Source organism: Micromonospora sp. NPDC047527, from assembly GCF_040643015.1.
Taxonomy (GTDB): domain Bacteria; phylum Actinomycetota; class Actinomycetes; order Mycobacteriales; family Micromonosporaceae; genus Micromonospora.
Window position 1 is genome coordinate 1665853 of record NZ_JBEYTK010000001.1, and the last position, 26514, is coordinate 1692366.

Genomic DNA, 26514 nt, shown 5'->3' on the forward strand with positions numbered 1-26514 from the left:
CGGGGTTCAGCCGGGTGTCGGCGCCCCGAGCAGCCCGGCCGCGCGCAACGCCGGCCAGAGCTCGTTCGGGACGTCGACCTCGGACCGGCGTAGGGTCTCGGTCACCTGGGCGGCGTCGCGCAGGCCGACCACCGTCGAGACCACGGCCGGGTGCTGGCGGACGTACGCCAGCGCGGCCTGCGGCAGGGTGACGCCGTACGCCGCACACACGTCGGCGATCCGCCGGGCCCGCTCGATCAGCTCCGGTGGGGCCTGCTCGTAGTTGTAGACCGCGTCGGCCGGCGGCCGGTCCCGGGCCAGCAGCCCCGAGTTGTAGACCCCCGCGATCACCACGCCGACCCCGCGGGCCTGCGCGGCGGGCAGCAGGTCGGCCAGCGCACCCTGCTCCAGCAGCGTGTACCGGCCGGCGCACATCAGCACGTCGACGTCGGTCTCCTCGACGAACCGGGCCAGCATCGCCGACTGGTTCATGCCGGCGCCGATCGCGCCGATGACGCCCTGGTCGCGCAGTTCGACGAGCGCGGGAACCGCCTCGGTCGCCGCCTGCTCCCAGTGCTCGTCCGGGTCGTGCAGGTAGACGACGTCGACGCGGTCCAGGCCGGTGCGCTCCAGGCTGGCCTCCAACGACCGGCGTACGCCGTCGCGGCTGAAGTCCCAGACCCGCCGGTGGTCGGCCGGCACGTCGAATCCCTCGGTGTCCCGCTGGTGTGCGGTCTCCGGCGACGGTACGAGCAGCCGCCCCACCTTGGTCGACACCACGTACTCGTCGCGGGGGCGGGATCGCAGCGCGGCGCCGAGGCGCCGTTCGGACAGCCCGAGCCCGTAGTGCGGCGCGGTGTCGAAGTAGCGGATGCCCGCCGCCCACGCGGCGTCCACGGCCGCCGCGAACTCGTCATCGGTCGTCGCCCGGAACAGGTTGCCGCCCTGTGCGGCGCCGAGGCCCAGGGCGGTGAGACCGACCGCCGGCCGGCGCGGCAGCGCCCGGGGGGTCACCACTGGCCCAGCCGGTAGGCGCGGCGGGCGGTGTCCCGCCAGATCGCCGCCCGCTCGGCGTCGCCGAGCGGTGCCAGCAGTTCGGCGAGCACCCTGACCCACCCGGTGTACGAGCTGGCGAGCAGGCACACCGGCCAGTCGGAGCCGAACATGAGGCGCTCCGGGCCGAACGCGTCGAGGGCGTGGTCGACGGCGGGCCGCAAATCCGCGGCCGACCAGGATGGCACGTCCACCTCGGTCACCAGGCCGGAGAGCTTCGCGGTGACATTCGGCTGGGCCGCCAACGCCCGCAGGTCGCCGGGCCAGTCGCCGAGGCTGCGCCGCCCGAGCGCGGGCTTGCCGAGATGGTCGAGGACGAACGGCACCTCGGGCAGGCCGCGGACGAGTCGGGTGGCCGCGGGCAGTTGACGGTCGCGGACCAGCAGGTCGAAGGTGAGGCCGGCGGCGCCGACCGCCGCGATGCCCCGCCGAACGTCGCGCCGGTCGAGGTACGCCGGGTCGGGTTCGGACTGGACCAGGTGACGGATGCCGACCAACCGGTGCCCGCCGCGTGCGGCGCGGAGCCGGTCGAGGCGCTCGTCGATGTCGTCGGCGGTGAGGTCGACCCACCCGACGACACCGCCGATGAGGGGGTCGTCGGCCGCGACGCCCAGCAGATGCTCGGTCTCGGCCACGGAGGCGATCGACTGCACGACGACGGTTTCAGTGACGCCGGCAGCGCGGGCCGCCGGGGCGAGGTCCGCCGCCGTGAAGTCGTTGTCGATCACCGCCATGGTGTCCGGGTCGATCCACGGTTGCGGGTGCCGCGCGCGGATCCAGAGGTGGTGATGGGCGTCGACGATGCCGGATCGTCCGGCCTGCTGGGTCGCGGTCATCGGCCGAGCCAGCCGCCGTCGACGGGCAGGACGGTGCCGTGCACGTAGTCCGAGGCCGGGGCGGCCAGGAAGACGACGGCACCGGCCAGGTCGTCGGCCCGTCCCCACCGGCCGGCCGGAATTCGGCCCAGGATGGCCTCGTTGCGGTCGGGGTCGTCGCGGAGCGCCTGGGTGTTGTCGGTGGCGACGTAACCGGGTGCGATGGCGTTGACGTTCACCCCGCGCCCCGCCCACTCGTTGGCCAGGGCCCTGGTCAGCCCGGCCAGGCCGGACTTCGCGGCGGTGTAGCTCGCGACGTTGACGCCGCCCTGGAAACTGAGCAGCGACGCGGTGAAAATGATCTTGCCGCGACCTCGGTCGACCATCTGCCGACCGATCTCCCGGCTCAACACGAACTGGCTGGACAGGTTGACCTGCACCACCCGGTCCCACATCTCGTCGGGGTGATCCACCGCCGGTGCGCGGGCGATCGTGCCGCCGTTGTTGACCAGGATGTCCACCGACCCGAGCGCGGCGACCTCCTCGGCCAGCCGGTACACCGCCGCCCGGTCACCCAGGTCCGTGCGGAAGCCGGTGAACCGGCGACCGGCCGCCCGGACCCGCTGCTCCACCTCGCTGCCCTCGGGCTCCAACTGCGCCGACACCCCGATGATGTCCGCGCCGGCCAGCGCCAGGGCCTGCGCCATCGCCAGGCCGATGCCCCGCCGGGCGCCGGTCACCAGCGCGGTGCGTCCGGACAGGTCGAACAGCGCGCTCATCGGCCCTCCTCCCGCCAGTCCAGCAGCACCTTGAGTACGCCCCCGCCACCCTCCAACGCCGTGAACGCGTCGGTGACACCCTCGACCGGCAGCACCCGGGAAATCAACTCCCGGGCCGGAACGATCCCCTCCGCGACGAGCCGGATCGCTTCGGCCACATCGGCGCGCTGGTACAACCGCGCACCGACCAACTCCAACTCGCGCCAGAAGAACCGGTGCAGGTTCACCGCACGGGGCTGCGGGTGGATCGCCACCAGCACCAACCGGCCCCGGGTCGTCAGCACGTCGACGGCCGTACCGACCCCGCCCGCCGATCCGGACACCTCGAAGGACACATCCGCGCCCGCACCGCCGGTCCGTTCGTTCACCAGCGCCACCACGTCGGTCGGCCCCGGATCGACCGTCTCGATCCCGATGCCCGACGCCACCGACCGGCGGAAGCCGTCCGGCTCGACGAGGAGGACCTCCGCGCCGCGCGCCCGGGCCACGGAGGCGATGAGCACACCGACCGGCCCGCCGCCCACCACCACGACCTGCTCGCCCGGCGCCACCCGGCCCCGGCCGACGTCGTGCACGGCGACCGCCACCGGCTCGACGAGTGCCGCCTGGTCCAGCGGCAGGTCGTCGGGGAGCGCGAGCACCAGATCCGCCGGGACCGTCCACGACGACTGCATGGCGCCGGGCGAGTCGATGCCCAGGAAATCCATGGCGTGACAGATGTGCGAGTTGCCCCGGCGGCACGCCGCGCACCGCCCGCAGGCGCGCGTCGGCATCACCGTGACGGCCTGCCCGACGGACCAGCCGGTCACACCAGCGCCGAGCGCGGCGATCCGGCCCGACATCTCGTGCCCGAGCACCGCCGACGCGCCTACCCGAGCGTCCATGTCGCCGTGGAAGATGTGCAGGTCCGTACCACAGATCCCGGTGTACGCCACCGCGATGCGTACCTCCCCGGGACCCGGCGCCTGCGGGGTGCGCTCCTCGATCGCGAGGTCCCGCGCCCCCCGGTAGACGACTGCCTTCACCGCTGCTCCGTCTCGACGTGGTGGGTTTCCGCCGCTGCGTACGGTCGCGGGTGCGTCGTTGACCGGCGTACCCGTGAGCTGAGGTTCGCCGTCCCGGCCCGGGCGGTGCCGGGGTGGCTCGGCCGGGTGGCCCCGGCCGGCGTGGCGGGCGGCCGGGCGTCGGCGACCGCCGCCGCTGATGTCCGTCTGGAGGCTACGCGCGTGGGTGGCACTCAAGATCCTTTCGGGTACGGGTGGCACGGGTCCAAGAGGTGTGGCCCGGTGCGGTCAGTGCCGGACAGGTGCGGCGCCCTGGCGGGCCGCGACGGAGTTGGTGAGCAGGGATTCGACCCTCAGCTCCGGCACGGTGTGGTCGGCCTCCGCCAGCAGCCGGAGGCCGGCCCGCTCCGGGCGGACGTTCGGGCTCTGGGCGGTCGGGCTGCCCGGTCGGTGTCCGGCCGCCACGATCGCCGCCTCGTCGACCCGGACACCGAGGCCGGGTGTGTCGCCGAGGACGAACGCGCCGTCCTCGATGTGCAGATCGACGCCCAGGCCGACCGGTGGCCTCAGGTCCTGCAACTCGCTGACCAGGTGGTTGGGGACCGAGGTCGCGGCGTGCAGCAGGCCGATCGGGATGTTGCCGATGGGGCTGACCGGCAGGTCGTGGGCGTGCGCCAGGGCCGCCACCCGCAGGAAGTGGGTGACGCCCCAGACGGCGGCCATCTGCACGATGTCGACCGCGCCCGCGCCGATCAACGGCCGGTACTGCTCCAGCCCGGTGAGGTTCTCACCGGTGGCGACGGCGGCCCGGACTCCCCGACCGACGGCGGACAGACCCTCGGCGTCCCACCGCCGGACCGGCTCCTCGATCCAGACCAGATCCAGGGTGCGCTCCAGTTCGCAGACGTGCCGGACGGCCTGCTTGCGCGACCACGCCTCGTTGACGTCGAGCATCAGGCCGGGTCGACGCCCGTGGCCCGCCTCGGTCAGCACGTCGCGTACCAGGGTGAGCCGCTGCCGGTCCCGCTCGACGTCGAGGCCGCCCTTGAGCTTGGCGGCGCGCAGGCCGTACCCGGCATAGGTCTCGTACTCCGCGACGAGTTCGTCGTCGGTCAGGCCGATGTCGAGACCCGAGGCGTACGCGGGGACGTGCCGGTCCCGGCCGCCGAGCAACCGCCAGAGCGGCTCACCGGCAGCCTGCGCCTTGATGTCCCACAGCGCGGTGTCGAGCGCGCCGATGGTCCCGAACACCAGGCCCGCGTGACCGGCCTTGAAGGACTGCCGCAACATCCGGTCGTACAGGGTGGTCACCGCGCGGGGATCCTCCCCGTCGATCGCCGCGAAGATCGTGTCGATCTCCACGTGCGGCCCCAGGCCGACGCCGCTGATCCCCTCGTCGGTCTCGACGATGACGATCGATACCGGTGTGACACCGTGCGGAAGGATGCCGTTGGCGTCGCCGACGGGCCGACCCCATTGCTGGACGGTGGTCAGGGTTCGATACCCGGTGATACGCATGTCAGCCTTTCGTGGAACCAGCGGCGACGCCGTCGGCGATCTGGCGCTGAAGGAACAGGTAGACCGCCAGGACGGGAATCGCGGCGATGAGCACCCCGGAGGCGAACGTGGGGATGTCCTCGGAGTACTGCCCGCGCAGCGAGGTCACCCCGACCATCAGGGTGCGGTGGTCGGCCGAGGGCATCATCAGCAGTGCGATGAGCACGTCGTTCCAGCAGAACAGGGTGTTGAGGATGCCGACCGACAGCAGCGCCGGAGCGCCCAACGGCAGCATGATCCGGCGGTACACGCCGTACACGCTGTTGCCGTCGATCCGGGCCGCGTCCACGATCTCCGCCGGGATGGTCCGGTAGTAGCTGGTCATCAGGAAGATCGTGAACGGCAGGAACTGCGCGACGTACGCGAGGACCAGCCCCGGGTACGTGTCGACGAGACCGCTGTCGGCCATGATCCGGGCCAGCGGCACCATGATCACCTGGAAGGGCACGAAGAGCGCGGCGAGACAGCCGATGAACAGCGCCGACGAGCCGCGGAACCGCAGTTGGCTCAGCGCGAAGCCGGCCATCGACCCGAACAGCAGCAGCAGGAACACCGAGCAGGCCACCACGAGAACCGAGTTGGCGGCGTATCGGGCCATGCCGACGCTGCTCCACGCCGTGGCGATGTTCTCCCAGCGCAGGGAGCCCGCCAGTGCGAAACGGTCGAGAATGTACTCCCGCCGGGTCTTCATCGCGACGTTGGCGGTGAACAGCAGAGGGTAGATGGTCGCGAGGGCGAGGAGCCCCATCGGGATGACGAGCAACCAACCGCCCAGTCGGACGCGGGACATCAGTCCTCCCTCCCCGCTCGGCGGAGCAGTTTGAGTTGCAGCAGCCCGACGACGAGCATGATGACGAAGAGCACCGTCGACGCGGCCGACGCGAGCGCGGGACGGTTCATCTGGCCCTGCTGGATCCAGATGTAGTACTCCGGCAGGTACGTCGACCCCTCCGGCCCACCGCTGGTCATGACGTACAGCAGGCCGAACATGGAGGTCAGCATCCCGATCATCGTGGTCACGAAGACGAACTGGATGGTGCGGGTGAGGCTGGGAATGATCACGTGCCAGATGACCTGGCGCAGTGACGCGCCGTCCACCCGGGCGGCGTCCAGCAGCGCGGCGTCCAGGGTCGCGAAGCCGGCGAGGAACACCACCAGGGCCATCCCGAACGTCGCCCAGATGTGCACGCCGACGACGGCGAACATGGCGACGTCCGGGTCGCCGAGCCAGTCCACCGGGCCGATGCCGACGGCGCCGAGCACGGTGTTGACCGGGCCGTCGTAGGAGAGCAGCAGGTTGAAGATCGCGCCGACGATGACCGGGGACAGCACGGCCGGGAAGAAGTAGACGCTGCGGTAGAACCGGTGCCCCGGTACGCGCAGGTAGATGAAGGTGGCGAGGATGCCTGGGATCGCCACCGCCACCGGCAGGAGCAGCACCAGCAACCCGACGTTGCGCAGCGCTCCCCGGAACAGCGGGTCGTGGAACAGGTCGACGTAGTTGTCGAAGCCGACGGCCGCGCCGTCGCGCTCGCCGTCGCCGGTGAAGGAGAAGTTGACGCCGAGCAGCAGCGGCCACAGCCGCAGCAGCACGAGGATCAGAACGGCCGGGGCGACCAGCACGAACGGCGCGAGCAGTTCGGCGCGGCGACCACCGGCGACGCGGCGGGCAGCGGTACGACCGCGGGGTGCCGGCGGTGGTGTGGGCTGCACCCCGCCGGTCCGTCCGGTCGAAACCGGACGGACCGACGGGAGCGACTTTCCGATCGGCACGAGATCAGCCCGCCGCGTCGGAAGCGGCCATCTGCTTCGCGACCTCGTCGACGGTGACCGAACCGCTCAACAGCTGCTGGGACAGCCGCCCCATCAGGTCGATGGTCTTGGAGGAGAGCGCCACGTGCGGCGCGGGCTTGCCGGTCTTGATCTCGGAGACGAGCGTGGTCACGGCCGGCCCGCCCTGCGACACGTCGATGGTGGTGTCGGCGGTGATCGCGCCGGCGTTGGCGTAGAACGCCGTCAGCGCGTCGGTGGAGGTCAGCGAGCGCACCAGGTCGGCGGCCATCTTCGGGTCCTTGGTCCACTTGGCGACCGCGTAACCGATACCGCCGTCGTACGGCAGGCTCGGGGTGGTGCCGGCGGTCACGACCGGGGCCGCCATGACGCCGAGCTTCTCGGGCGTGACGAACTCGTTGAAGTCCTTCCAGTGCCCGATGTCGGACATCAGGCCGATGATGTGCGCGGCCTTGGCGGACTGGAAGACGGCGAACGCGTCGTTGAACATCGCCGTGGAGTTCGCCCCGTCGTTGTTCAGCCCCGCCGTGCCGGTGTCCTTCCACAGCTGGAAGATCCGCTTGACGTTGGGCGAGTTCCAGTCCCGCTTACCGGCGATCCAGTTGTCGTACTCCTGGGCGGTGAGGATGCCCGACGCCATGGCGGACAGGAAGAACTGGATGCCGATGCCCTCCTTGTTGCCGACGGCGAAGCACTTGGCACCTGTCGCCTTGGTGATGGTGGAGCAGTTGGCGAGGAAGTCCTGCCAGGTCGTGGCCGGTTTCGCCGGGTCGAGGCCGGCCTTCTCGTAGAGCGCCTTGTTGTAGTAGATCGGGTGCCCCTGCAGGGTCACCGGGGCGGCGTAGGTCTTGCTGTCCTTGGCGAACGCGTCCCAGCCGGCCAGTCGCTGCCGGTCCTCGGCCACGTACTCGTCCAGCGGCAGGAGCGAGCCGACCCGGTCGCGGATCTGGCCGCCGCCGTTGAACAGGATGACGTCCGGCCCCTTGCCGGACTGGATGGCCGCGCCCAGCAACGTGTAGTACTGGTCGAACGGCTGGGCGACGAACTCGACCTTGACGTCCTTGTGCTTCTTGGCGAAGTCGGCCTTGGCCTTCTCCACGTACGCGGCGGCGTTGGCCTCGCCGGACTTCCAGTCCCAGACGACCAGTTTGTCGGCCGAGCCCGAGGATGACGAGCCCGATCCGGTCGCGCTGCCACAGCCCGTCAGGGCCAGCCCCGCAACGAGGACTGCGGCCCACACTGCTCGTTGCTTCATCGTTGCTCACCTTCATATGGAGAGTGGCCGCAGAACCGGCCATCGATGCAAGATTGACCGAGAACGTAACTCGTATGACGTATCACGTCAACGTTTACCCGTACACTGGGGCGGAATCGTGGCTCCGGGCGGCCACGCGGAGGTGGACATGGCGGCATCGAACGAGACGACCGTGAACGGATCGGCGACACGCACGTGGGCGCGCCGACCGACCAACCTGGCACGGGCGATCACCGCCGAGTTGGTGAACCGAATCGTCCAGGGGGTTCACCCCTCGGGCACCCCGCTGCCCCCCGAGCCGGTGCTCTGCGAGACCTTCTCGGTGAGCCGGACCGTCATCCGGGAGGCGGTGAAGATCCTCCAGGAGAAGGGCCTCGTGCAGGTCCGCCAGGGCAGCGGCACGCTTGTCACGCCACCATCGTCGTGGGACATGCTCGACGAACTCGTCCTCGCGGCGACCATCGCCGAGGACGACAGCCTGGCGATCCTCGACGACCTGGTGGTCACCCGACGGGTGCTGGAGTCCGACATGGCCAATGTGGCCGCCCGACTCGCCGACCAGGAGACCATCGACCGGCTGCGCGCCCTGGTCGACCGGATGGACGAACTCGTCGACGACCACCTCACCTACCAGGAGCACGACCGCGCCTTCCACGACACCGTCATGCAGGCATCCGGAAACCGGATCGCGCGGGGCGTCGTCCGGTCGCTGGAGAGCCAGGTCGTCAACACCGCGCGGTACATGGGCCAGCCCGAGCGGGCCCTGTGCGTGGCATCGAACCAGGGGCACCGGCGGATCTACGAACGCATCGCCGCCCACGACCCGGACGGCGCCGCCCAGGCGATGTTCACCCACATCACCGAGGCCTGGCTCGTGCGTCGCAGCGGGCCGGGCAGCCCGACGCGGCTGCAGCGCTGACGACCGGGCGCGACTGGCGGCTCGGGTCGCCACGACCGTGACGTGAGCGGCCGACAACCGGGCGGGTACGGATTCAATGCCGTCCATGTCTTGTGAATGTTAGCGATAACAGACTACCCTCGGGCCGCAGAGGCGAAGGGCACGCTTCACCGCTCCAGCCGACCCCCGGGCCGGTGGAGCCGAGCACGAGCAACGCCCCGCTGGCGGGTGTCCGGGCCTCTCCACAGGACGTTGAGCACCGCCGTCGACACCGGCGGCCCGCCCCGCGCGGGAGCCACGGTGGGCATCCGACCAACCCCGTGTCGATCCGCGACACCGCCACGCGCCGAGTCGAGCACCGTCCCGACGACCGGCCTCCGGGCGGTGCCGTCACCGCCCGCCCACCGCCCGGGCGGTCCCCCGCCGTGTGAGTGGCGGACCTGTGCGCTGAGCCAATCCCGATCAGTCAGGTGAGCGTCCCATCCCTGGGAGGTACCGATGCAATCCACACCCACACCGCCGACGAGGACCCGACTCCGGCGCACGGCCGCCTGGCTGGTGAGCCTGCTGCTCGTCTCGACGTTGCTGCCGGCCACCGCGGCGCGTGCGGACAATCCCATCGTCCAGCACATCTACACGGCCGACCCGGCACCGCTGGTGCACGACGGCCGGGTGTACCTCTACACCGGCCACGACGAGGACGGCTCCACGTACTTCACCATGAAGGACTGGCGGGTGTGGTCCTCCGCCGACATGGTCAACTGGACCGACCACGGCTCACCGCTGAGTGTCAGCACCTTCAGTTGGGCCAGCGCCAACGCGTGGGCCGGCCAGGTCATCGCCCGCAACGGAAAGTTCTACTGGTACGTCCCGGTGACCGCCCGGGCCACCAACTCGATGGCCATCGGCGTGGCGGTGGCCGACAGCCCCACCGGGCCGTTCCGGGACGCCATCGGACGGCCGCTGGTGGGCAACGGCGAGATCGACCCCACCGTCTTCGTCGACGACGACGGCCAGGCGTACCTGTACTGGGGAAACCCCAACCTGTGGTACGTGAAGCTGAACGCGGACATGATCTCGTACAGCGGCAGCGCCACCAAGATCCCGCTCACCACCGCCGGCTTCGGCGCCCGGTCCGGCAACGCGAACCGGCCGACGCTGTACGAGGAAGGCCCGTGGGTCTACAAGCGCAACGGCGTCTACTACAACGTGTTCGCGGCGGAGTGCTGCTCGGAGTTCATCGGCTACTCGACCGCGACCGGCCCGACCGGCCCGTGGACGTACCGGGGAACGATCATGCCTCGGCAGGGTGCGAGCTTCACCAATCACGCCGGGGTCATCGACTTCAACGGCGGCTCGTACTTCTTCTACCACAACGGCGCGTTGCCCGGCGGCAGCGGCTACACCCGCTCGGTGGCCGTGGAGAAGTTCACCTACAACGCCAACGGCACCATCCCGACGATCAACATGACCACGACTGGCGCACCGCAGATCGGCACGTTGAATCCCTACGTGCGGCAGGAGGCCGAGACGATCGCCTGGGGTTCCGGCATCGAGACGGAGCCGGCCAGCGAGGGCGGGATGAACGTCGGCTTCATCGAGAACGGCGACTACATCAAGGTCAAGGGAGTGGGCTTCGGCGCCGGCGCGACGTCGTTCAGCGCCCGGGTGGCCTCGGCGACGTCCGGCGGCACCATCGAGCTGCGCCTCGGCAGCCCCACCGACACGCGGGTGGGCAGCTGTGCCGTGCCGGGCACGGGCGGGTGGCAGAGCTGGCAGACCGTCTCCTGCGCGGTCACCGGCGCCAGCGGCAACCAGGACCTGTACCTGCGCTTCACCGGGGGCAGCGGCAATCTGTTCAACGTCAACTGGTGGCAGTTCCAGACCGGCGGCAACCCGACGCCCACCCCGACGCCCACGCTGTCCCCGACTGCGGCCCCGACGCCAACCCCGATCCCGACGCCAACCCCGACTCCCCCGCCCACGCCCACGCCGACGAGCCCGGGTGGACAGTCCTGCGCCGCGACCCACACGGTGGTCAACTCCTGGCAGGGCGGCTTCGAGGGACGGGTGACGGTCACCAACGCCGGGTCCATCCCGATCAACGGCTGGCGGGTCACCTTCACCCTCGCCAGCGGGCAGACGGTGGCGCAGAGCTGGAACGGCACCTTCACCCAACAGGGCAACCAGGTGACCCTGGCGAACGCGACCTACAACGGTCAACTCGCGGCGGGATCGTCGACCACGGTGGGCTATCTCAGCGCGAGCACCGGCGGTAACCAAGCGCCGAGCAACGTGGCCTGCACGCCGGCCTGACGTCGGCGGCGCTGGCCCGCCGCGTCGGGGCAACGACGAGGCGGGCCAGCCCCCGTCGGCCACTCAGGCCCGTAAGCATCATATCTTTTCCATTGAAATTGCTCTATGGTTTCGTCATTGTGACGAGCGCATGACGAGGCTCCACCCATACACACCTGCGCAGATAGCCAACGGGGAGCCCGTCAGCCCCGACGAGCCCCGCCCTGAGGAGGCCCGAGATGTCAGATGTAACGCGTAGGCAGGCGCTCACGATCGGGGCAGCGGGCGCCACCGGAGCGCTGCTGCCGCTCTCCCTGCTCGCCGACGACCCGGCCCCCGCGTCGGCCCAGGCGGTGGCCGCCAACGAACTGGTGCTGTGGTACGACGAATCGGCCGGCACCGAGTGGCTGCGAGCGTTGCCGATCGGCAACGGTCGCCTCGGCGCCATGGTCTTCGGCAACGTCGACCGCGAAACGCTCCAGCTCAACGAGGACACCGTCTGGGCCGGCGGGCCACACGACCCCAGCAACACCCGGGGCGCCGGATCGATCGCGGAGATCCGCCGACGGGTCTTCGCCAACCAGTGGACACAGGCGCAGGATCTGATCAACCAGACGATGCTCGGCAACCCGGTCGGGCAGTTGGCGTACCAGCCGGTGGGGAACCTGCGCCTGACGTTCGGCACCTCGGGCAGCGCGTCGCAGTACACCCGACGGCTCGACCTCGCCACGGCGATCACCTCGGTGGCGTACGTGCTCAACGGCGTACGCCACGAGCGGGAGGTCTTCGCCAGCGCGCCGGACCAGGTCATCGTGGTGCGTCTGACCGCCGACCGGGCGGCCTCCCTCACCTTCTCGGCCACGTTCGACAGCCCGCAGCGCACCACGGTGTCCAGCCCGGACGGCGCCACGATCGCCCTCGACGGCACGTCCGGCAGCCAGGAGGGTGTCACCGGGGCGGTCCGCTTCTACGCCCTGACCCACGCCACCGTCACCGGTGGCACCGTCACCAGCTCCGGCGGAACGCTGCGGGTCTCCGGCGCCACCAGCGCGACGCTGCTGATCTCGATCGCCTCCAGCTACGTCACCTACCGCAACGTCGGTGGCGACTACCAGGGCATCGCCCGCCGGCACCTCACCGCCGCCCGCGCTCGCGGTTACGACGAACTCCGCGGCCGGCACGTCGCCGACTACCAGGCGCTGTTCGGGCGGGTGAGCCTCGACCTGGGTCGCACCGCCGCCGCCGACCGGACGACCGACGACCGGATCGCGCAGCACAGCACCGCCACCGACCCGCACTTCTCCGCGCTGCTGTTCCAGTACGGCCGGTACCTGTTGATCTCGTCGTCGCGCCCCGGCAGCCAGCCGGCGAACCTCCAGGGCATCTGGAACGACCAGATGGCCCCCTCGTGGGACTCGAAGTACACGATCAACGTCAACCTGCCGATGAACTACTGGCCGGCGAACTCGACGAACCTGGCCGAGTGCCACCGACCGGTGTTCGAGATGATCAAGGATCTCGCGGTGGCCGGCGCGCGAACCGCCCAGGTGCAGTACGGCGCCGGTGGATGGGTCACCCACCACAACACCGACGCGTGGCGGGCCACCTCGGTCGTCGACGGCGCGTTCTGGGGCATGTGGCAGACCGGCGGCGCCTGGCTGAGCACGCTGATCTGGGACCACTACCTGTTCACCGGTGACGTCGAGTTCCTGCGGTCGTACTACCCGGCGATGAAGGGCGCCGCGCAGTTCTTCCTGGACACCCTGCAGACGGAGCCGACCCTGGGTTGGCTCGTCACCAACCCGTCGAACTCACCGGAGCTGTCGCACCACTCGAACGCCAGCGTCTGCGCCGGGCCGACAATGGACAACCAGATCCTGCGTGACCTGTTCGACGGCTGCGCCCGGGCCAGCGAGATCCTCGACGTGGACCCCACGTTCCGGGCACAGGTCCGGGCGACCCGCGACCGGCTCGCGCCGACCCGGGTCGGCTCGCGCGGCAACGTCATGGAGTGGCTGTACGACTGGGTGGAGACCGAGCCCTACCACCGGCACGTCTCACACCTGTACGGCCTGCACCCCAGCAACCAGATCACCCGCCGGGGCACCCCGCAACTGTTCGAGGCCGCGCGGCGGACCCTGGAGCTGCGCGGCGACGACGGCACCGGCTGGTCGCTGGCCTGGAAAATCAACTTCTGGGCCCGGCTGGAGGACGGCGCGCGGGCACACAAACTCCTGCGCGACCTCGTCACCACGGCGAGGCTGGCGCCGAACATGTTCGACCTGCACCCGCCGTTCCAGATCGACGGCAACTTCGGCGCGACGGCGGGCATCGCCGAGATGCTGCTGCACAGCCACAACGGTGAGCTGCACCTGCTGCCGGCGCTGCCCGCCGCCTGGGGGCAGGGCCGGGTCAGCGGCCTGCGGGGGCGCGGCGGGTACACCGTCGGCATCGCGTGGAGCGGGGGCCAGGCACAGGAGATCCTGATCGGCGCCGACCGTGGCGGCACGATCCGGCTGCGCTCGCGTCTGTTCACGGCGACCCACTCGGTCGTCGACGCGGCCACCGGCGCGCCGGCCCGCACCACGCGGATCGAGTCCGACGTCATCGAACTCACCGTGCAGGCCGGGCAGTCCTACCGGGCGTACGCCGGGACCGCGCCGACACCGACGGCCACGCCGACACCGACGCCCACCCCCACTCCCACCCCGACGCCGTCCGCCACCACTCCCCCGCCGTCCGGGTCGGCGACCGCCGCCTACGCCATCGTCAACTCGTGGGCCGGCGGCTTCCAGGCCACCGTGACCGTCACCGCCGGTTCCACGTCGATCAACGGGTGGACCGTCTCCTGGACCTTCCCCAACGGGCAGACCATCGGCCAGCTCTGGAGCGGCACCCACACCCAGAACGGATCGGCCGTCCGCGTGACAAACGCCGCCTACAACGGCGCGCTCGCCGCCGGCGCCTCGACCACCTTCGGGTTCACCGGCGCCTGGAACGGCACCAACAACCCGCCGACCAGCCTCACCTGCACCACGAGCTGAGTCGCCGATACCCCCGCGCGGGAGCCGGGGCTCGGCCACCCGCCGACCGGGCGGCGGGTGGCCGAGCCCCACGCGCAGACCGCCGGCTAGAAGTCGTCGTCGAAGGCGACCGCGCCCGTCACCCCGACCTGGTACGCCGACACCCGCCGCTCGAAGAAGTTGGACAGCTCCTGCACGTCCTGCAACTCCATGAAGGCGAACGGGTTGGACGACCCGTAGTGCGGCGCGATGCCGAGCTGGGCGAGGCGGCGGTCGGCGACGTGCTGGAGATACTCCCGCATGTCGGCCAGGGTCAGGCCGGGCACGCCGTGGCCCACCAGGTCCTCGGCGAACTGCACCTCACACTCGACGGCCTCGGTGAGCATCTGACGGACCTGGTCGGCGAGGTCGTCGTCGAACAGGTCCGGCTCCTCGGCGCGGACGGTGTCCACGACGTCGAACGCGAACGCCATGTGCATGGACTCGTCGCGGAACACCCAGTTGGTGCCGGAGGCCAGGCCGTGCAGCAGACCCCGGGAGCGCAGGAAGTAGACGTAGGCGAACGCGCCGTAGAAGAACAGCCCCTCGATGCAGGCGGCGAAGCAGATCAGGTTGAGCAGGAACGTGCGCCGGTCCTGGCGGGTTCGCAGCTCCCGTAGGTCGCTGAGGGAGTCGATCCAGCGGAAACAGAACTCGGCCTTGCGTCGGATCGAGGGGATGTTCTCGATGGCGGCGAAGGCCTCGAACCGCTCGGTCTCGTCGGGGACGTACGTGTCGAGCAGGTTGAGATAGAACTGGACGTGCACGGCCTCCTCGAACAGTTGCCGGGACAGGTAGAGCCGGCCCTCCGGGCTGTTGACGTGCTGGTACAGGTTGAGCACCAGGTTGTTGGCGACGATCGTGTCGCCGGTGGCGAAGAACGCGACCAGGCGGCTGACCAGGTGCCGCTCGGCCGGCGAGAGCCTGTCGAGGTCGGCGAGGTCGGCGTGCAGGTCGACCTCCTCCACCGTCCAGGTGTTGCGGATGGCGTCGCGGAACCTGTCGAAGAAGTGCGGGTAGCGCATCGGGCGGAGGGTGAGGTCCATCCCGGGGTCGAGCAGCATGTGCGTGGTCCTCGTGTCGGTGACGGTGTCGGTAGTGGTGTCGGCGGCGGTCACTGGCAGGCCTCGCACGACTCGGGGTTCTCCAACGAGCAGGCCAGCGCGTCCGCGTCGGTCGTCGACGGCGCGAGGACCGCGACGGTGGCCTGCTGGATCCGCGTGGCGGGGCGGGAACGCAGGTAGTAGGTGGTCTTCAGCCCGGCCTTCCAGGCGTACAGGTACATCGAGGAGAGCTTGCCGATGGTCGGCGAGGCCAGGAACAGGTTCAGCGACTGGGACTGGTCGATGAACGGGGCACGAGCGGCGGCCAGGTCGATCAGCGCCCGCTGCGGCAGCTCCCACGCGGTGCGGAACAGCTCCCGGACGTCGGCCGGCAGCTCGGTGATGCCCTGCACCGACCCCTCGGCTCGCTTGATCGCCGACCGGGTCCGGTCGGTCCACAGGCCACGGGCCTTGAGCTCGCGTACCAGAGCGGTGTTGACCTGGAGGAACTCACCCGACAGGGTCTCGCGCTTGAACAGGTTGGACACCTGCGGCTCGACGCACTCGTAGCACCCGGCGATCGAGGCGATGGTCGCCGTCGGGGCGACCGCCACGAGCAGCGAGTTGCGCAGCCCGTTCGCCCGCACCCGCTCGCGCAGCGCGGCCCAGCGCGCGGTCTGCGTACCCTCGATGCCCCACAGGTCGGGTTGCAGGTTGCCCCGCGCGGCCCGGGTCTGCCCGAACGCCGGGTGCGCGCCGAAGCGGTGCGCCAGGTCGGCGGAGGTCTCCAGCGCGGTCAGGTACAGCTCCTCGCTGATCCGGGTGGACAGCTCCCGCGCGGCCGGCGAGTCGAACGGCAGCCGCAGCGCGAAGAACACGTCCTGGAGGCCCATCAGCCCGAGCCCGACCGGCCGCCAGCGGGGGTTGCTCGCCGCCGCCTGCGGGGTCGGGTAGTAGTTGATGTCGATGACCCGGTCGAGGAACGTCACGGCGGTGCGGACCGTGGCGCGCAGCCGATGCCAGTCGATGCCGTCGGCGGTGAGGTGCGCGGCGACGTTCACCGAGCCCAGGTTGCACACCGCAGTCTCGGCGTCGCTGGACACCTCGATGATCTCGGTGCAGAGGTTGGACAGGTGCACGACGTTGCCCGGCTCGGCCGTCTGGTTGCACAGCCGGTTGGCGGCGTCCTTGAACGTCATCCACCCGTTGCCGGTCTGGGCGAGGGTCCGCATCATCTTCCCGTACAGCTCCCGCGCGGGGACCTGCCGCACGTAGCGGCCCTGCGCCTCGGCCTCCCGGTACGCGGCGTCGAACCGCTCCCCCCACAGGTCGGGCAGCTCCGGCACCTCGTGCGGGTCGAACAGCGACCACATCTCGTCGGCCTCGACCCGGCGCATGAACTCGTCCGGGATCCAGTTGGCGAGGTTCAGGTTGTGGGTACGCCGGGCGTCCTCGCCGGTGTTGTCCCGCAGTTGCAGGAACTCCTCGACGTCCGGGTGCCACGGCTCCAGGTAGACGCAGGCCGCGCCCTTGCGCCGGCCGCCCTGGTTGACCGCGGCGACGCTCGCGTCCAGCGTGCGCAGCCACGGCACGATCCCGTTGGACTGCCCGTTGGTGCCACGGATCAGCGCGCCCCGGGACCGGACCCGGGAGTACGCGATGCCGATGCCACCGGCGAACTTGGACAGGTTGGCGACCTGCGCGTACCGCTGGTAGATCGAGTCCAGCTCGTCGCGCGGCGAGTCGACCAGGTAGCAGGAGGACATCTGCGTGTGCCGGGTGCCGGAGTTGAACAACGTCGGGGAGCTGGGCAGATAGGCCAGGCTGGACATCAGCCGGTAGAAGCCGACCGCCTCGTCCGGCGTACGGGACAGGCCGCAGGCCACCCGCAGCAGCCAGTACTGCGGGGTCTCCAGCACCAGCCGGCTGGTGGGGTGACGCAACAGGTACCGGTCGTACACCGTGCGCAGGCCGAAGTACTCGAACCTCCGGTCGCCGTCCGGGTCGATCGCGTCGTCGAGCATCTCGGCGTGCGTCGCGACGAACGCGGCGGTGCCGTCGCCGATCAGGCCCTCGGCGTGGCCGATCCGGATCGACGCGCTGAACGAGGTGACGCCCTGCCGACGCACCTCCTTGTCGACGTAGCCGGACAGCAGCCGGGCGGCCAGGCGCGAGTACTGCGGTTCCTCGCCGATCATCTCGGCCGCGGTCTGGATGGACAGCCGGTCCAGCTCGGCCGTGGTCGCGCCGTCGTACAGGCCGCTGATCGTGCGGGTCGCCACGCGCATCGGGTCGACGTCGGCCAGGTCGTCGGCCCACCGCTCGACCGCCCGGACGATCCTGTTCACGTCCACGGGCTCGGTGGCGCCGTCGCGCTTGCGGACCTGCATCGGCGTCCGTCGCAGCGCCGTCTCGCCGCTGACCGGGGCTACCTCGGTGACTGTCACCACTCACTCCTCGCGAGTTCGAGACCAGATGGCCCTCGGACGCGAGGAGACAGACACCGGCGGACGCCACGCTGGGCGTGGGTCAGGTGGCGTCAGCCGTCCCACGCGGCCTCGGACCGCCGCGCACCCGGGTGCGGGTACGCGGCGCGCTGGCAGGTCTTCGGACTCGTGGGCACGACCGGGCTCGCCGGTCTCCTACTGGCCGTCGCTTCCCGGGCCGATTGGTGGCCCAGTGCCGATGACGGCTGTCGTTCCCACTCACCGCTGCGGGACAGTCCCGGATTCCCACCGGGTTCCCTCTTGCCTCGACCACTCCGAACGAGCGGCCGAACCAGCTGCGCTCGACACCATATATAGGGGCAGCAGCGTTTGTCACACCCCACATGTCGACGTCGGCGTGTCGGCGGCACCGACGCCCACCACCATCGATCGACGGGTCAGCCCGCGAGTGCGACTGTCTCCGCGGCCCGCGTGCGTCGCTCGACCGAGAAGCTGATCCCCGCCAGGCCCAGGCCGGCAATCGCAAGGACCACGCCCACCCAGGCCGGCGCGAGGTAGCCGAAGCCCGCGGCGATGACGACGCTGCCCAGCCCGGCACCGAGGCTGTTGGCGATGTTCATGGCGGACTGGCTCATCGCCGCGCCCATCAACTGCGCGCCCGGCGCGACAGTGATCAGGCGCGCCTGCAGGACCGGCCCCAGGTAGAGGCTTGTCGCGCCCACCAGGAACGCACCGACGAACAGGCCGACGCCGTTCGATGCGACGAGGCCGAAGACGGCGATGCTGACGATCATGGCGACGAAACCGACGTACATGCTCCGGCGCAGGTCCCGGTCCGCGAGCCAACCGCCCAGGGCGTTGCCGACTGTCATGCCCAGGCCCACCGCAACGAGCACCCACGGCACGGTCGTGGCCGAAAGGCCGGCGACGTCGGTAGTGACCGGCGCGAGGTAGGTGTTGACAGCGAAGAGACCGGCGAGGCCCACCGAGCCGGTGGCCGCCACGAGCCACACCTGCGAGGTCCGCAGGGCCCGCAACTCGGCGGCCGGCGAGGCGTCGACGGCCGCCACGACCTCCGGAACGACAGCCAGCACCGCCAGCAGCGTGAGCACGAACACACCGGCGATGACCAGGTACGCGGCTCGCCAGCCGACCGCCTGCCCGAGCCGCGTGACCGCCGGCACGCCCACCAGGTTGCTCACGGTCAGACCACCGAGCACGGCGGCGAAACCCCGGGCCTCGTTGCCGGGGCCGAGCAGGGCCGCCGCGAGCAGACCCGCCGCGCCGAAGTACGCGCCGTGCGGCAGTGCCGCGACGAACCGGGCCACCAGCACCAGGTCGAACGTCGGCGCGATCGCCGAGGCGACGGTGCCGACGATGAAGAGGACGAGCAGACCGAGCACCAGTTTCTTGCGCGGCAGTCGGGCGGTCAGCGCGGCGATCAGGGGCGCGCCCACCACCACGCCGAGCGCGTAGGCGCTGATCGTCCACCCGGCGCGGGCCACCGCGTCCGACGACGACTCGGCGTACTGCTGCGGGAGCAGGCCGCGTGCGATGTCGGGCAGCAGGCCCATCGCCGCGAACTCGGTGAGGCCGACCGCCACACCGCCCAGCGCCAACGCGAGAACCGCCCCCAGGCGTCGATTTCTGCTCAGTGCATGCACCGAGCGAATTTAGCAACAGCGTTGCGTAATAGGGTGGTGAGATGACGCGCACCACAGCCGACGTCACCTTCCTGCGCGGCTACAACCAGGCGTTGGTCATGGCCGTGGGACGTACCGTGCGGACGTTCGAGCGGTCGACCGTGGTCGACGCCACCGGCCTGACACCCCAGGCGGTCTCCAAGGTCATCGCCCGCCTGACCGCCGACGGCCTGATCCGTCCCGCCGGCGTCCGCCGCCCCGGCATCGGCAAGCCGGCGATCGTCTACGAACTCGTCCCCGACAGCCGGTACGCGATCGGCGCCCACGTCGCCCGCCGTACGCTGCGGCTGGTCCTGGTCGACCTGGCCGGCACCGTGCACCACTCGACGGTCAGCCCACTGCCCGGCGACTTCACCCCGGCGCAGCTCCTCGACGCGCTGAGTTCCGGCATCGACGCGATACCCGGCAGCACCGACCTGCGGGGCAGGCTGACCGGCGTGGGCATCGGCATGATCGGCCCGCTGGACCACGCGCGGGGCCTGGTCCGGGACGCCCACGGGCTGCGGCACTGGCACGACATCCCGCTGCGCGAACTCGCCGAGGCGCACCTGGGCCTGCCCGTGCATCTCGACAAGGACGTCACCGCGGGGATCACCGCCGAGGCATGGCGGCACGGCGGGACGTTCGGCGACGCGGTCCTCATCATGGTCGAGTCCGGCATCGGCGGGGGCTTCTGGCTGGGCGGCACGGCCCACCGGGGCGCGCACACCAACGCCGGGGAGTTCGGCCACACCGTCGTCGCCCTGGACGGGCCGCCATGTGTCTGCGGGCGGCACGGATGCCTGGAGATCGTGCACCACCACGCCGCCGAGGCCGGCGACATCGAGCGGGCGGCCCGCGTCCTGGCGGTCGGCGTGGTCAACCTGCTCCAGACCCTCGACCTCTCCCGCGTGGTGCTGGCCGGCGCCGACCTCCTGCGGCACGCGGATACCTACCTCGCGGCGGTCGAGGAGGCCGTGCACACCGACGTGCCCCGCGCGGACTGGCTCACCACGGACGTGACCCTGTCCAGCCTCGGCGCGGACGTGATCGCCGCAGGCGCCGCCATGCAGGTCCTCGACCAGCACTACGGCGTTCCGGATCTCGCCCCGCTCTAGAGCTGTTCTGCCCGCGGCGAGCCGCGTGGGGCAGGCCGTGGTCACGGCCCGCCCCACGCGGCTGCGCTACCCCCGGCTCAGTTCGCGCCGGTGACGGTGAACGGCCGGGACACCGTCGTCGCCGACGTGGCGCCGCTGAGCGTGACGCTTGTCGCGCCCGCCTTCGCCGCACCCGGGACGACGACAGTCGCGCCGGAGATCACACCGTCGCCGTTCGCCCGCACGGTGGTGCCCGCGAGGCCGTCGCCGAAGGTGATGGTGACCGTCTCGTTCGGCGCGAACCCGAAGCCGTCGACCGTGATCGACGTCCCGCGCGGAGCCGCAGTGCTCAGCAGCGCCACCCGAGGCTGGTAGCTCGGCGCCTCCGCCCGCCCGGTCACCTGGACGGTGGCCGTGGCCGGCGTACGAGTGGACGCGCCCGTCGCGGTGACGGCGTACCGTCCGGGTTGCGCGTCGCCCGAGGTCGGGACCGAGGCGCGGACCGTTCCCGTCGCGGAGGCCGCGACAGTCGTGGTCCGGGACGGGTCGGTGCCGACGCTGACGGTCACCTGCTCGCCGGCGGCGAACCCGCTGCCGTCGACGGTGATCGCGTCGCCGGTGGTGACGGTGCCGGCCTTCGACAGCGCGATCGTCGGCTGGGATCCGCCCCGGGCGACGGTCACGGTGAAGGCCGTGGTGCTGCTCGCCAGCGTGTCCCACGCCGTGACGTGCACCGTGTAGGTGCCCTCCCGCGCGTAGGTGTGCTGCCCGCTCATCGCGCCGGACGACCCGATCGTGACGTCCTCCGGAGCCGTGCCGTCACCCCACTGGACGCGGGCGCGGTAGCCCGTCGTGCCGGGAACGCCGCCGCTCACCGAACCGAGGTTCGCCGCGAGGGCCTGCCCGGCGTTCGCCGTCTGGTCGGCCGGGGCGACGGTCGCCAGCGCGGGGGCCTGCGTGCCGTCGTTGGCGACGGCGAACACGTGGATCCGGCCCGCCGAACGGGGGTCACCGGTCTGCGTCGGCAGGGTCACCGACACCAGCGTCTTGCCCGCCGGGATCTGGTACGGCGCGGTGGCGAACAGGAACGGCTGGGCGCCGTCCCGGCTCGTGCCGGACAGCCGGTACGCCGTCTTGGCGACGACGATGTTGCCGTAGGACGGGGTGCCGTTGGCGTTGCCGCCCAGCGTCCAGTCACTCATCTGGATCGGGATGCTGGCGGTGCTGCCGTCGCTGAACCTCGCCGTGCCGGTGGCGCTCTGGTTGCCCTGCGTTCCGGCGCCGATGAACGAGATGCTCGTGGCGTCGTCCGGCAGGTCGAGCACGACCGTCGCCCCGTTGCCGGTGGCGTTGTCCGGCTGCCCGGCCGGGATCACCGGCAACGTGAACCGCAGCGCCGTGCCGGGGACCTGCTGCTGCTGGCCCTGGACCGCGCCGCCCTCCCTCAGGGCTGCCCGCGAGTACGCCCACGACTTCGCGTCGCAGTCCGCCGCGAGGACGCCTTCGTCACCGATGCAGACGCTGTCGAACGCGGCGGTGAGGCCGGACTTCGGCACGTACGCCACGTCGACGCCGACCGTCGCGGAGCTCTGGCTCTCTCCGTCGGTCACCGTGACGTTCGCCTGGTGGTAGCCCGGCGTGGCGTACGTGTGCGACCCACCGATGCGGTAGACGGCCCGCGAGTTCAGCGTGATGGTGCCCTCGGTGACGGGTGTGCCGTCACCCCAGTCGATCGTGGCCCGGTAGCCGTCGGCGTTGCCGCCGGTGACGGTCGCCAGGGGCACCGACGCGGGTACGCCGGCCGTCGCGTGCGCGCTGTCCGCGGCCGTCACCGCGATGTCACCGCCCCCGAGTTCGACGTCACCCCCGGCGAGCAGTTCGACCTCGGCGAGGGTGGTCTGCGCGGCGCCCACGGTCTTCGTCACGGCGAGACGGAACTGGGCGAACCGTCCCGGCTTGTCGATCGTGTACGGGCGGGTCTGGTTGCGCCACGGGAACACCTGGTCCTTGCGGGAGTCCACAGTGGTCCAGGTGATGCCGTCGTTGGAGCCCTGCAACCGCCAGTCTGCCGGATCGCCCGCACTCGCACCGGACGTGACGGTGTAGAAGGTCGGCTTCTGCTTGCCACCGCGGAACGCCCAGGTGATCTGCGGCGTCGCCGAGGCGAAGGTCAGCTGCGTGGTCGACGAGTCGTCGAACAGCTTCGACGCGTCCTGACCGCCGGTGGCGGTCGCGGTGCCCAGACCGGGGCCGGTGGTGTCCTGCAACGGCTTCGGCGCCTTGTCACCCTTGGTCAGCGACGGCGGGGCGTCGTTCTTGCCGCTGCCCCACGACGACGGGTTGGCGCCCATCTGGAAGTCGATCGTGCCGCCCTTGGCGAGCGCGGTCACGTCCAGCGACAGCCCGCGTTGCTTCTTGCCGTTGACCTTCACGTCCTGCACGTAGACGTTGCGGGTGCTGTTGTTCGGCGCGTTGACCACGATGTCGCCGCTGGTGCGACGAACCGTCATCTTGGTGAACTGCGGCGAGCCGATGGTCCACTGGGTCGACCCGGCCTGCAGCGGGTAGATGCCCAGCGAGCTGAGGACGTACCACGCCGACATCTCGCCGTTGTCCTCGTCACCCAGGTATCCCTGGCCGATCTCGCTGCCCACGTAGAGGCGCCGCAGGATCTCGCGTACCGCCGACTGGGTCTTGGCCGGCGCGCCCGCGAAGTTGTACATGTACGGGATGTGGTGCGACGGCTGGTTGTTCATGCCGAGCTGACCCATCCGCACCGCCCGCGCCTCGACCATCTCGTGGATGATGCCGCCGTACCCACCGGGGCGGTCGGCGTTCTCCGGGGTGGCGAAGAACTCGTCGAGCTTGTCCCGCAGCGCCTTCTGACCGCCGTACAGGTTGGCCAGGCCCTGCCCGTCCTGCTGCGCGGTGAACGCGAAGTTCCACCCGTTGGTCTCGGTGTAGACGCCACCCCAGTCCAGCGGGTCACCGGCGAGGAAGTTGCCGGAGTCGTCGCGGCCCTGGAAGAGCTTGGTCTTCGGGTCGAACAGGTGCACGTAGTTGCGGGCACGCTCCAGGAAGTAGCGCGACTCCTCCTTGAGCCGGTCACGCTGCGACTTCGGCGTGGCCGGGTCCTTGGCGAGAGCTGCGGCCATGTTGCCGATGCCGTAGTCGTTGATGAACCCCTCCAGCGCCCACGACACCGACTCATGGGTGGAGGTCGGGGTGTAGCCGAGGAACAGGGAGGTCTCGATGCCCTTGCGGCCGACCGCGCTGCGTCCGGACGCGACGGTCGCGTCCTTGACCGCCGCGTCGTAGGCCGCCAGCGGGTCGGGCAGCTTGACCCCGCTGAGGTACGCCTGCGCCAGCGCCACGTTCGCGCTGGTGCCGGTCATCAGGTCGGCGTAGCCGGGGGACGACCAGCGGGCGATCCAGCCGCCGTCGCGGTAGTGCTGGACGAACCCGTCGGAGATCTTCGCGGCGACGTCCGGGTACAGCAGCGCGTAGGCGGGCCACACGGTGCGGTAGGTGTCCCAGAAGCCGTTGTTGACGTAGATCTGCCCGTCGACGATCTTCGCGCCGGTCCGGGTGGCGGTCGACGTGCCGGTCGGCGCCGACACCGGGCTCGCGTACTGCCAGCGCGGCTTGGCGGCGGTGCCGGTGTTCTCCGACTGCGAGTTCGGGTAGAGGTTGAGCCGGTACAGATTGGAGTACATGGTCACGAGCTGCGACTCGGTGGCGCCGCGCAGTTCAACCCGGCCGAGCCGGTCCTTCCACGCGGCGGTGGCGGCGGCGCGGATCTGGTCGAAGCTCCGGCCGGTCGCCTCCAGGTCGAGGTTGCGGCGGGCCTGGTCGACGGAGAGGAACGACGTCGCGAGACGCATCGTCACCTGGCGGTTCGCCGCGACGTCGAAGGTCGCCGAGGTCGCCGACGACGCCGTGGGCGCGCGGTCGAAGGCGCCGGACACGAACATGCGGCTGCGTCCGGCCGACAGGCCACTTCCGTTGTCGACCCAGCCGGTGAACGTGCCGTCCGTACCGATGGTGAAGGTGCCGTTGTGGAAGACGAGGCTTCCGGTCGTCGGCCCGGACGGGAAGGTGAACCGCATGATGCCGGCGTGGTCGGTGGGCGACATCTCCGCGACCAGGCCGTTCTCCAGCGCGACCCGGTAGAGGTCGGGCTGTGCGGTCTCGTCGGCGTGCCGGAAGGCGAGCGCCCGGCTGGCGGGTGCCCCGGTCAGCGGACCGTCGCCGGCCACCGGCATGACCGACATTTGGTTGCGGTCACCCATCCACGGGCTGGGCTCGTGGGAGATCGCGAGGCCCTGCAACGTGGGCAGGTTCGCCGCGTTGTTGGTCCGGTGGTAGTGGTACTCCCACGAGTCGGACGTCGCGTCGGTCACCGGCGTGAAGAAGTTGAAGCCGTTCGGCACGGCGGTGATCGGCAGGTTGTTGCCGCGCGAGAAACCGCTCGTCGAGTTGGTGCCCCGGCGGGTGTCGACGTAGTTGGTCAGCCGGGAGCCGTCGATCGGCGCCGGCGCGGCCGTCACCTCGATGTCGTCGAGCCAACCGGTGAACCGGGTGTCCCCGGTGGCCTGCGGGTTGTCGTAGGCGAGCAGGATGCGGTCGATGGTCTTGCCCCGGGCGACCGCGCCGATGTCGGCCCGCACCGCGTTCCACTGGTCGGCGAAGAGCGCCTTCGAGGTGCCCTGGCCGGCGGCCGTCAGCGGGTTGCCGTGCTGGTCGACGATCGCGCGACCACTCAGGTAACTGCCGTCAGTGAAGTGCAGGTCGAGGGCCGCGAAGGTGGACGGGTACTGGGCGTCCGAGCCGGTGAACTCGGGGAAGATCTTGTAGGACAGGCGGGTGTTCGGACCGACCGGGATGGCGACGTCGAACAGCTTGTTTGTCGCGTACGAGCGGCCGTCGTCCTCGGCGCCGCCCGCGTACCGCAGGGCGGCGAGCCCGGTGAAGCCGACGCCCGGCTTCGTGGTGTACCCGCCGGCCGGGCCGGTGCCCACGACGCTGACCATGGGCGGGGCCGGCGGCCGGACGTCCGAGCCGTCGCTGATGTCCCAGCCGGCGAGCTGCACGATGGTGGCGCCGGAGTTCGCGGAGATGGCCAGCCGGTAGTACGCGTAGGCGGTCGTGTTCGCGACGGCGTACGTCTTCGTGGCGAACCGCTTGGCGAAGCTCTGCCCCGCCTGCCGGTCGAGGTCGGTCCAGGTGTTGCCGTCGGTGGACCCCTGGAGGGTGAAGTCCCGGGGGTCGCGGGTCGGCTCGTCGTCGGCCGAGGTCAGCGCGTACCGCTTGACGACCGTCGGCTTGCTGAGCTGGTACGTCACCGAGCCGATCCGCGCGAACGCCAGCCACTTGGTCGCGGGGTCGCCGTCGGTGAGCTTCACGGCGGTCTCGTTCGGAGGGTTCTCGGCGCTCGCGGTCACCGCCGCGACCTGGCCGAGCAGGCTGCCGGGCAGCATCCGGCGGTTCGATCCGGTCAGGTTCGACTGGATCGGCTTGCCCTTCGCGTCGACCTCGACGGTGGTCGCGGCGGGCTGCGGGTCGGCCGACTCGAACGACGAACTGAAGGCGCCGGGCGGCGCGGCGCCGGGTGCGGCGCTGGCCAGGGGCGCGGCGACGACCAGCCCCACCGGCAGTAGGGCGACGGTTGTCGCCGCGACCAGCCGGAGGGACACGGTGCGCGCACGGGGGAGATACGGCATGGGGGCGGGGCCTTTCGACTCGAACTGGTCGAGC

At 70.9% G+C, this 26514-nt stretch carries 16 protein-coding genes and 1 riboswitch; of the genes, 4 read left to right on the top strand and 12 right to left on the bottom strand.

Features of this window, described 5'->3' with window-relative positions:
* Positions 1-6: 6 nt before the first annotated feature.
* The 8 genes from ABZ808_RS07435 to ABZ808_RS07470 all read right to left on the bottom strand — a co-directional run bounded on the left by ABZ808_RS07435 (position 7) and on the right by ABZ808_RS07470 (position 8233).
* A complete protein-coding gene (locus ABZ808_RS07435; RefSeq protein WP_357002192.1) occupies positions 7-996 on the bottom strand; it encodes an aldo/keto reductase in 990 nt (329 codons plus the stop codon).
* Positions 990-1868, bottom strand: coding sequence for an amidohydrolase family protein (locus ABZ808_RS07440; protein WP_357002194.1), 879 nt, complete (start codon positions 1866-1868; stop codon positions 990-992). The genes ABZ808_RS07435 and ABZ808_RS07440 overlap by 7 nt, the downstream gene beginning before the upstream one ends.
* Positions 1865-2626, bottom strand: a complete 762-nt coding sequence (locus tag ABZ808_RS07445) for an SDR family oxidoreductase (protein WP_357002196.1) — start codon at positions 2624-2626, stop codon at positions 1865-1867. The genes ABZ808_RS07440 and ABZ808_RS07445 overlap by 4 nt, the downstream gene beginning before the upstream one ends.
* Entirely contained in the window at positions 2623-3651 is a 1029-nt protein-coding gene (locus tag ABZ808_RS07450; protein WP_357002199.1) for an alcohol dehydrogenase catalytic domain-containing protein, read from the bottom strand. The genes ABZ808_RS07445 and ABZ808_RS07450 overlap by 4 nt, the downstream gene beginning before the upstream one ends.
* A 267-nt stretch (positions 3652-3918) precedes the next feature.
* Complete coding sequence (locus ABZ808_RS07455; RefSeq protein WP_357002202.1) at positions 3919-5148, bottom strand: mandelate racemase/muconate lactonizing enzyme family protein; 1230 nt, start codon at positions 5146-5148, stop codon at positions 3919-3921.
* A 1-nt stretch (position 5149) separates the two neighbouring features.
* Positions 5150-5977, bottom strand: coding sequence for a carbohydrate ABC transporter permease (locus ABZ808_RS07460; RefSeq protein ID WP_357002213.1), 828 nt, complete (start codon positions 5975-5977; stop codon positions 5150-5152).
* On the bottom strand, positions 5977-6900 hold the full coding sequence (locus ABZ808_RS07465; protein WP_357002215.1) for a sugar ABC transporter permease: 924 nt from the start codon (positions 6898-6900) through the stop codon (positions 5977-5979). The genes ABZ808_RS07460 and ABZ808_RS07465 overlap by 1 nt, the downstream gene beginning before the upstream one ends.
* A gap of 64 nt (positions 6901-6964) precedes the next feature.
* Positions 6965-8233, bottom strand: a complete 1269-nt coding sequence (locus tag ABZ808_RS07470; protein ID WP_357002218.1) for an extracellular solute-binding protein — start codon at positions 8231-8233, stop codon at positions 6965-6967.
* Between the two features lie 148 nt (positions 8234-8381).
* On the opposite strand from ABZ808_RS07470, the gene ABZ808_RS07475 reads away from it, so the two are divergent.
* From ABZ808_RS07475 to ABZ808_RS07485, 3 genes are all read left to right on the top strand, one after another.
* The gene (locus ABZ808_RS07475; RefSeq protein ID WP_357002221.1) at positions 8382-9152 is read left to right on the top strand and encodes a FadR/GntR family transcriptional regulator; all 771 of its coding nucleotides are present in this window, start codon (positions 8382-8384) and stop codon (positions 9150-9152) included.
* 477 nt (positions 9153-9629) lie between these two features.
* Positions 9630-11447 (top strand): family 43 glycosylhydrolase, encoded by a 1818-nt coding sequence (locus tag ABZ808_RS07480; RefSeq protein ID WP_357002224.1) that lies wholly within the window; start codon positions 9630-9632, stop codon positions 11445-11447.
* Positions 11448-11665: 218 nt separating this feature from the next.
* Complete coding sequence (locus tag ABZ808_RS07485) at positions 11666-14470, top strand: glycoside hydrolase N-terminal domain-containing protein (RefSeq protein ID WP_357002227.1); 2805 nt, start codon at positions 11666-11668, stop codon at positions 14468-14470.
* Positions 14471-14556: 86 nt separating this feature from the next.
* On the opposite strand, the gene ABZ808_RS07490 is transcribed toward ABZ808_RS07485, so the two are convergent.
* The 3 genes from ABZ808_RS07490 to ABZ808_RS07500 all read right to left on the bottom strand — a co-directional run bounded on the left by ABZ808_RS07490 (position 14557) and on the right by ABZ808_RS07500 (position 19642).
* Entirely contained in the window at positions 14557-15552 is a 996-nt protein-coding gene (locus ABZ808_RS07490; RefSeq protein ID WP_357002814.1) for a ribonucleotide-diphosphate reductase subunit beta, read from the bottom strand.
* 50 nt (positions 15553-15602) lie between these two features.
* Positions 15603-17921, bottom strand: coding sequence for a ribonucleoside-diphosphate reductase subunit alpha (locus ABZ808_RS07495; protein ID WP_357002816.1), 2319 nt, complete (start codon positions 17919-17921; stop codon positions 15603-15605).
* A 190-nt stretch (positions 17922-18111) separates the two neighbouring features.
* Positions 18112-18329, bottom strand: a riboswitch (cobalamin riboswitch).
* Positions 18330-18415: 86 nt separating this feature from the next.
* The gene (locus tag ABZ808_RS07500; protein ID WP_357002230.1) at positions 18416-19642 is read right to left on the bottom strand and encodes an MFS transporter; all 1227 of its coding nucleotides are present in this window, start codon (positions 19640-19642) and stop codon (positions 18416-18418) included.
* Positions 19643-19683: 41 nt separating this feature from the next.
* Here ABZ808_RS07500 and ABZ808_RS07505 point away from each other — a divergent pair, with 41 nt between their 5' ends.
* Complete coding sequence (locus tag ABZ808_RS07505) at positions 19684-20778, top strand: ROK family protein (RefSeq protein WP_357002233.1); 1095 nt, start codon at positions 19684-19686, stop codon at positions 20776-20778.
* A 77-nt stretch (positions 20779-20855) separates the two neighbouring features.
* Here ABZ808_RS07505 and ABZ808_RS07510 read toward each other — a convergent pair whose 3' ends face one another.
* Positions 20856-26480, bottom strand: a complete 5625-nt coding sequence (locus ABZ808_RS07510) for a GH92 family glycosyl hydrolase (RefSeq protein WP_357002235.1) — start codon at positions 26478-26480, stop codon at positions 20856-20858.
* Positions 26481-26514 lie beyond the last annotated feature (34 nt).

Excerpts from the sequence above, each read along its gene's own strand:
- ABZ808_RS07475 (WP_357002221.1), top strand. The coding sequence starts at position 8,382 with ATGGCGGCATCGAACGAGACGACCGTGAACGGATCGGCGACACGCACG.
- ABZ808_RS07505 (WP_357002233.1), top strand. The coding sequence starts at position 19,684 with ATGACGCGCACCACAGCCGACGTCACCTTCCTGCGCGGCTACAACCAG.
- ABZ808_RS07470 (WP_357002218.1), bottom strand. The coding sequence starts at position 8,233 with ATGAAGCAACGAGCAGTGTGGGCCGCAGTCCTCGTTGCGGGGCTGGCC.
- ABZ808_RS07460 (WP_357002213.1), bottom strand. The coding sequence starts at position 5,977 with ATGTCCCGCGTCCGACTGGGCGGTTGGTTGCTCGTCATCCCGATGGGG.
- ABZ808_RS07490 (WP_357002814.1), bottom strand. The coding sequence starts at position 15,552 with ATGCTGCTCGACCCCGGGATGGACCTCACCCTCCGCCCGATGCGCTAC.
- ABZ808_RS07495 (WP_357002816.1), bottom strand. The coding sequence starts at position 17,921 with ATGCAGGTCCGCAAGCGCGACGGCGCCACCGAGCCCGTGGACGTGAAC.
- ABZ808_RS07455 (WP_357002202.1), bottom strand. The coding sequence starts at position 5,148 with ATGCGTATCACCGGGTATCGAACCCTGACCACCGTCCAGCAATGGGGT.
- ABZ808_RS07445 (WP_357002196.1), bottom strand. The coding sequence starts at position 2,626 with ATGAGCGCGCTGTTCGACCTGTCCGGACGCACCGCGCTGGTGACCGGC.
- ABZ808_RS07440 (WP_357002194.1), bottom strand. The coding sequence starts at position 1,868 with ATGACCGCGACCCAGCAGGCCGGACGATCCGGCATCGTCGACGCCCAT.
- ABZ808_RS07510 (WP_357002235.1), bottom strand. The coding sequence starts at position 26,480 with ATGCCGTATCTCCCCCGTGCGCGCACCGTGTCCCTCCGGCTGGTCGCG.
- ABZ808_RS07485 (WP_357002227.1), top strand. The coding sequence starts at position 11,666 with ATGTCAGATGTAACGCGTAGGCAGGCGCTCACGATCGGGGCAGCGGGC.
- ABZ808_RS07480 (WP_357002224.1), top strand. The coding sequence starts at position 9,630 with ATGCAATCCACACCCACACCGCCGACGAGGACCCGACTCCGGCGCACG.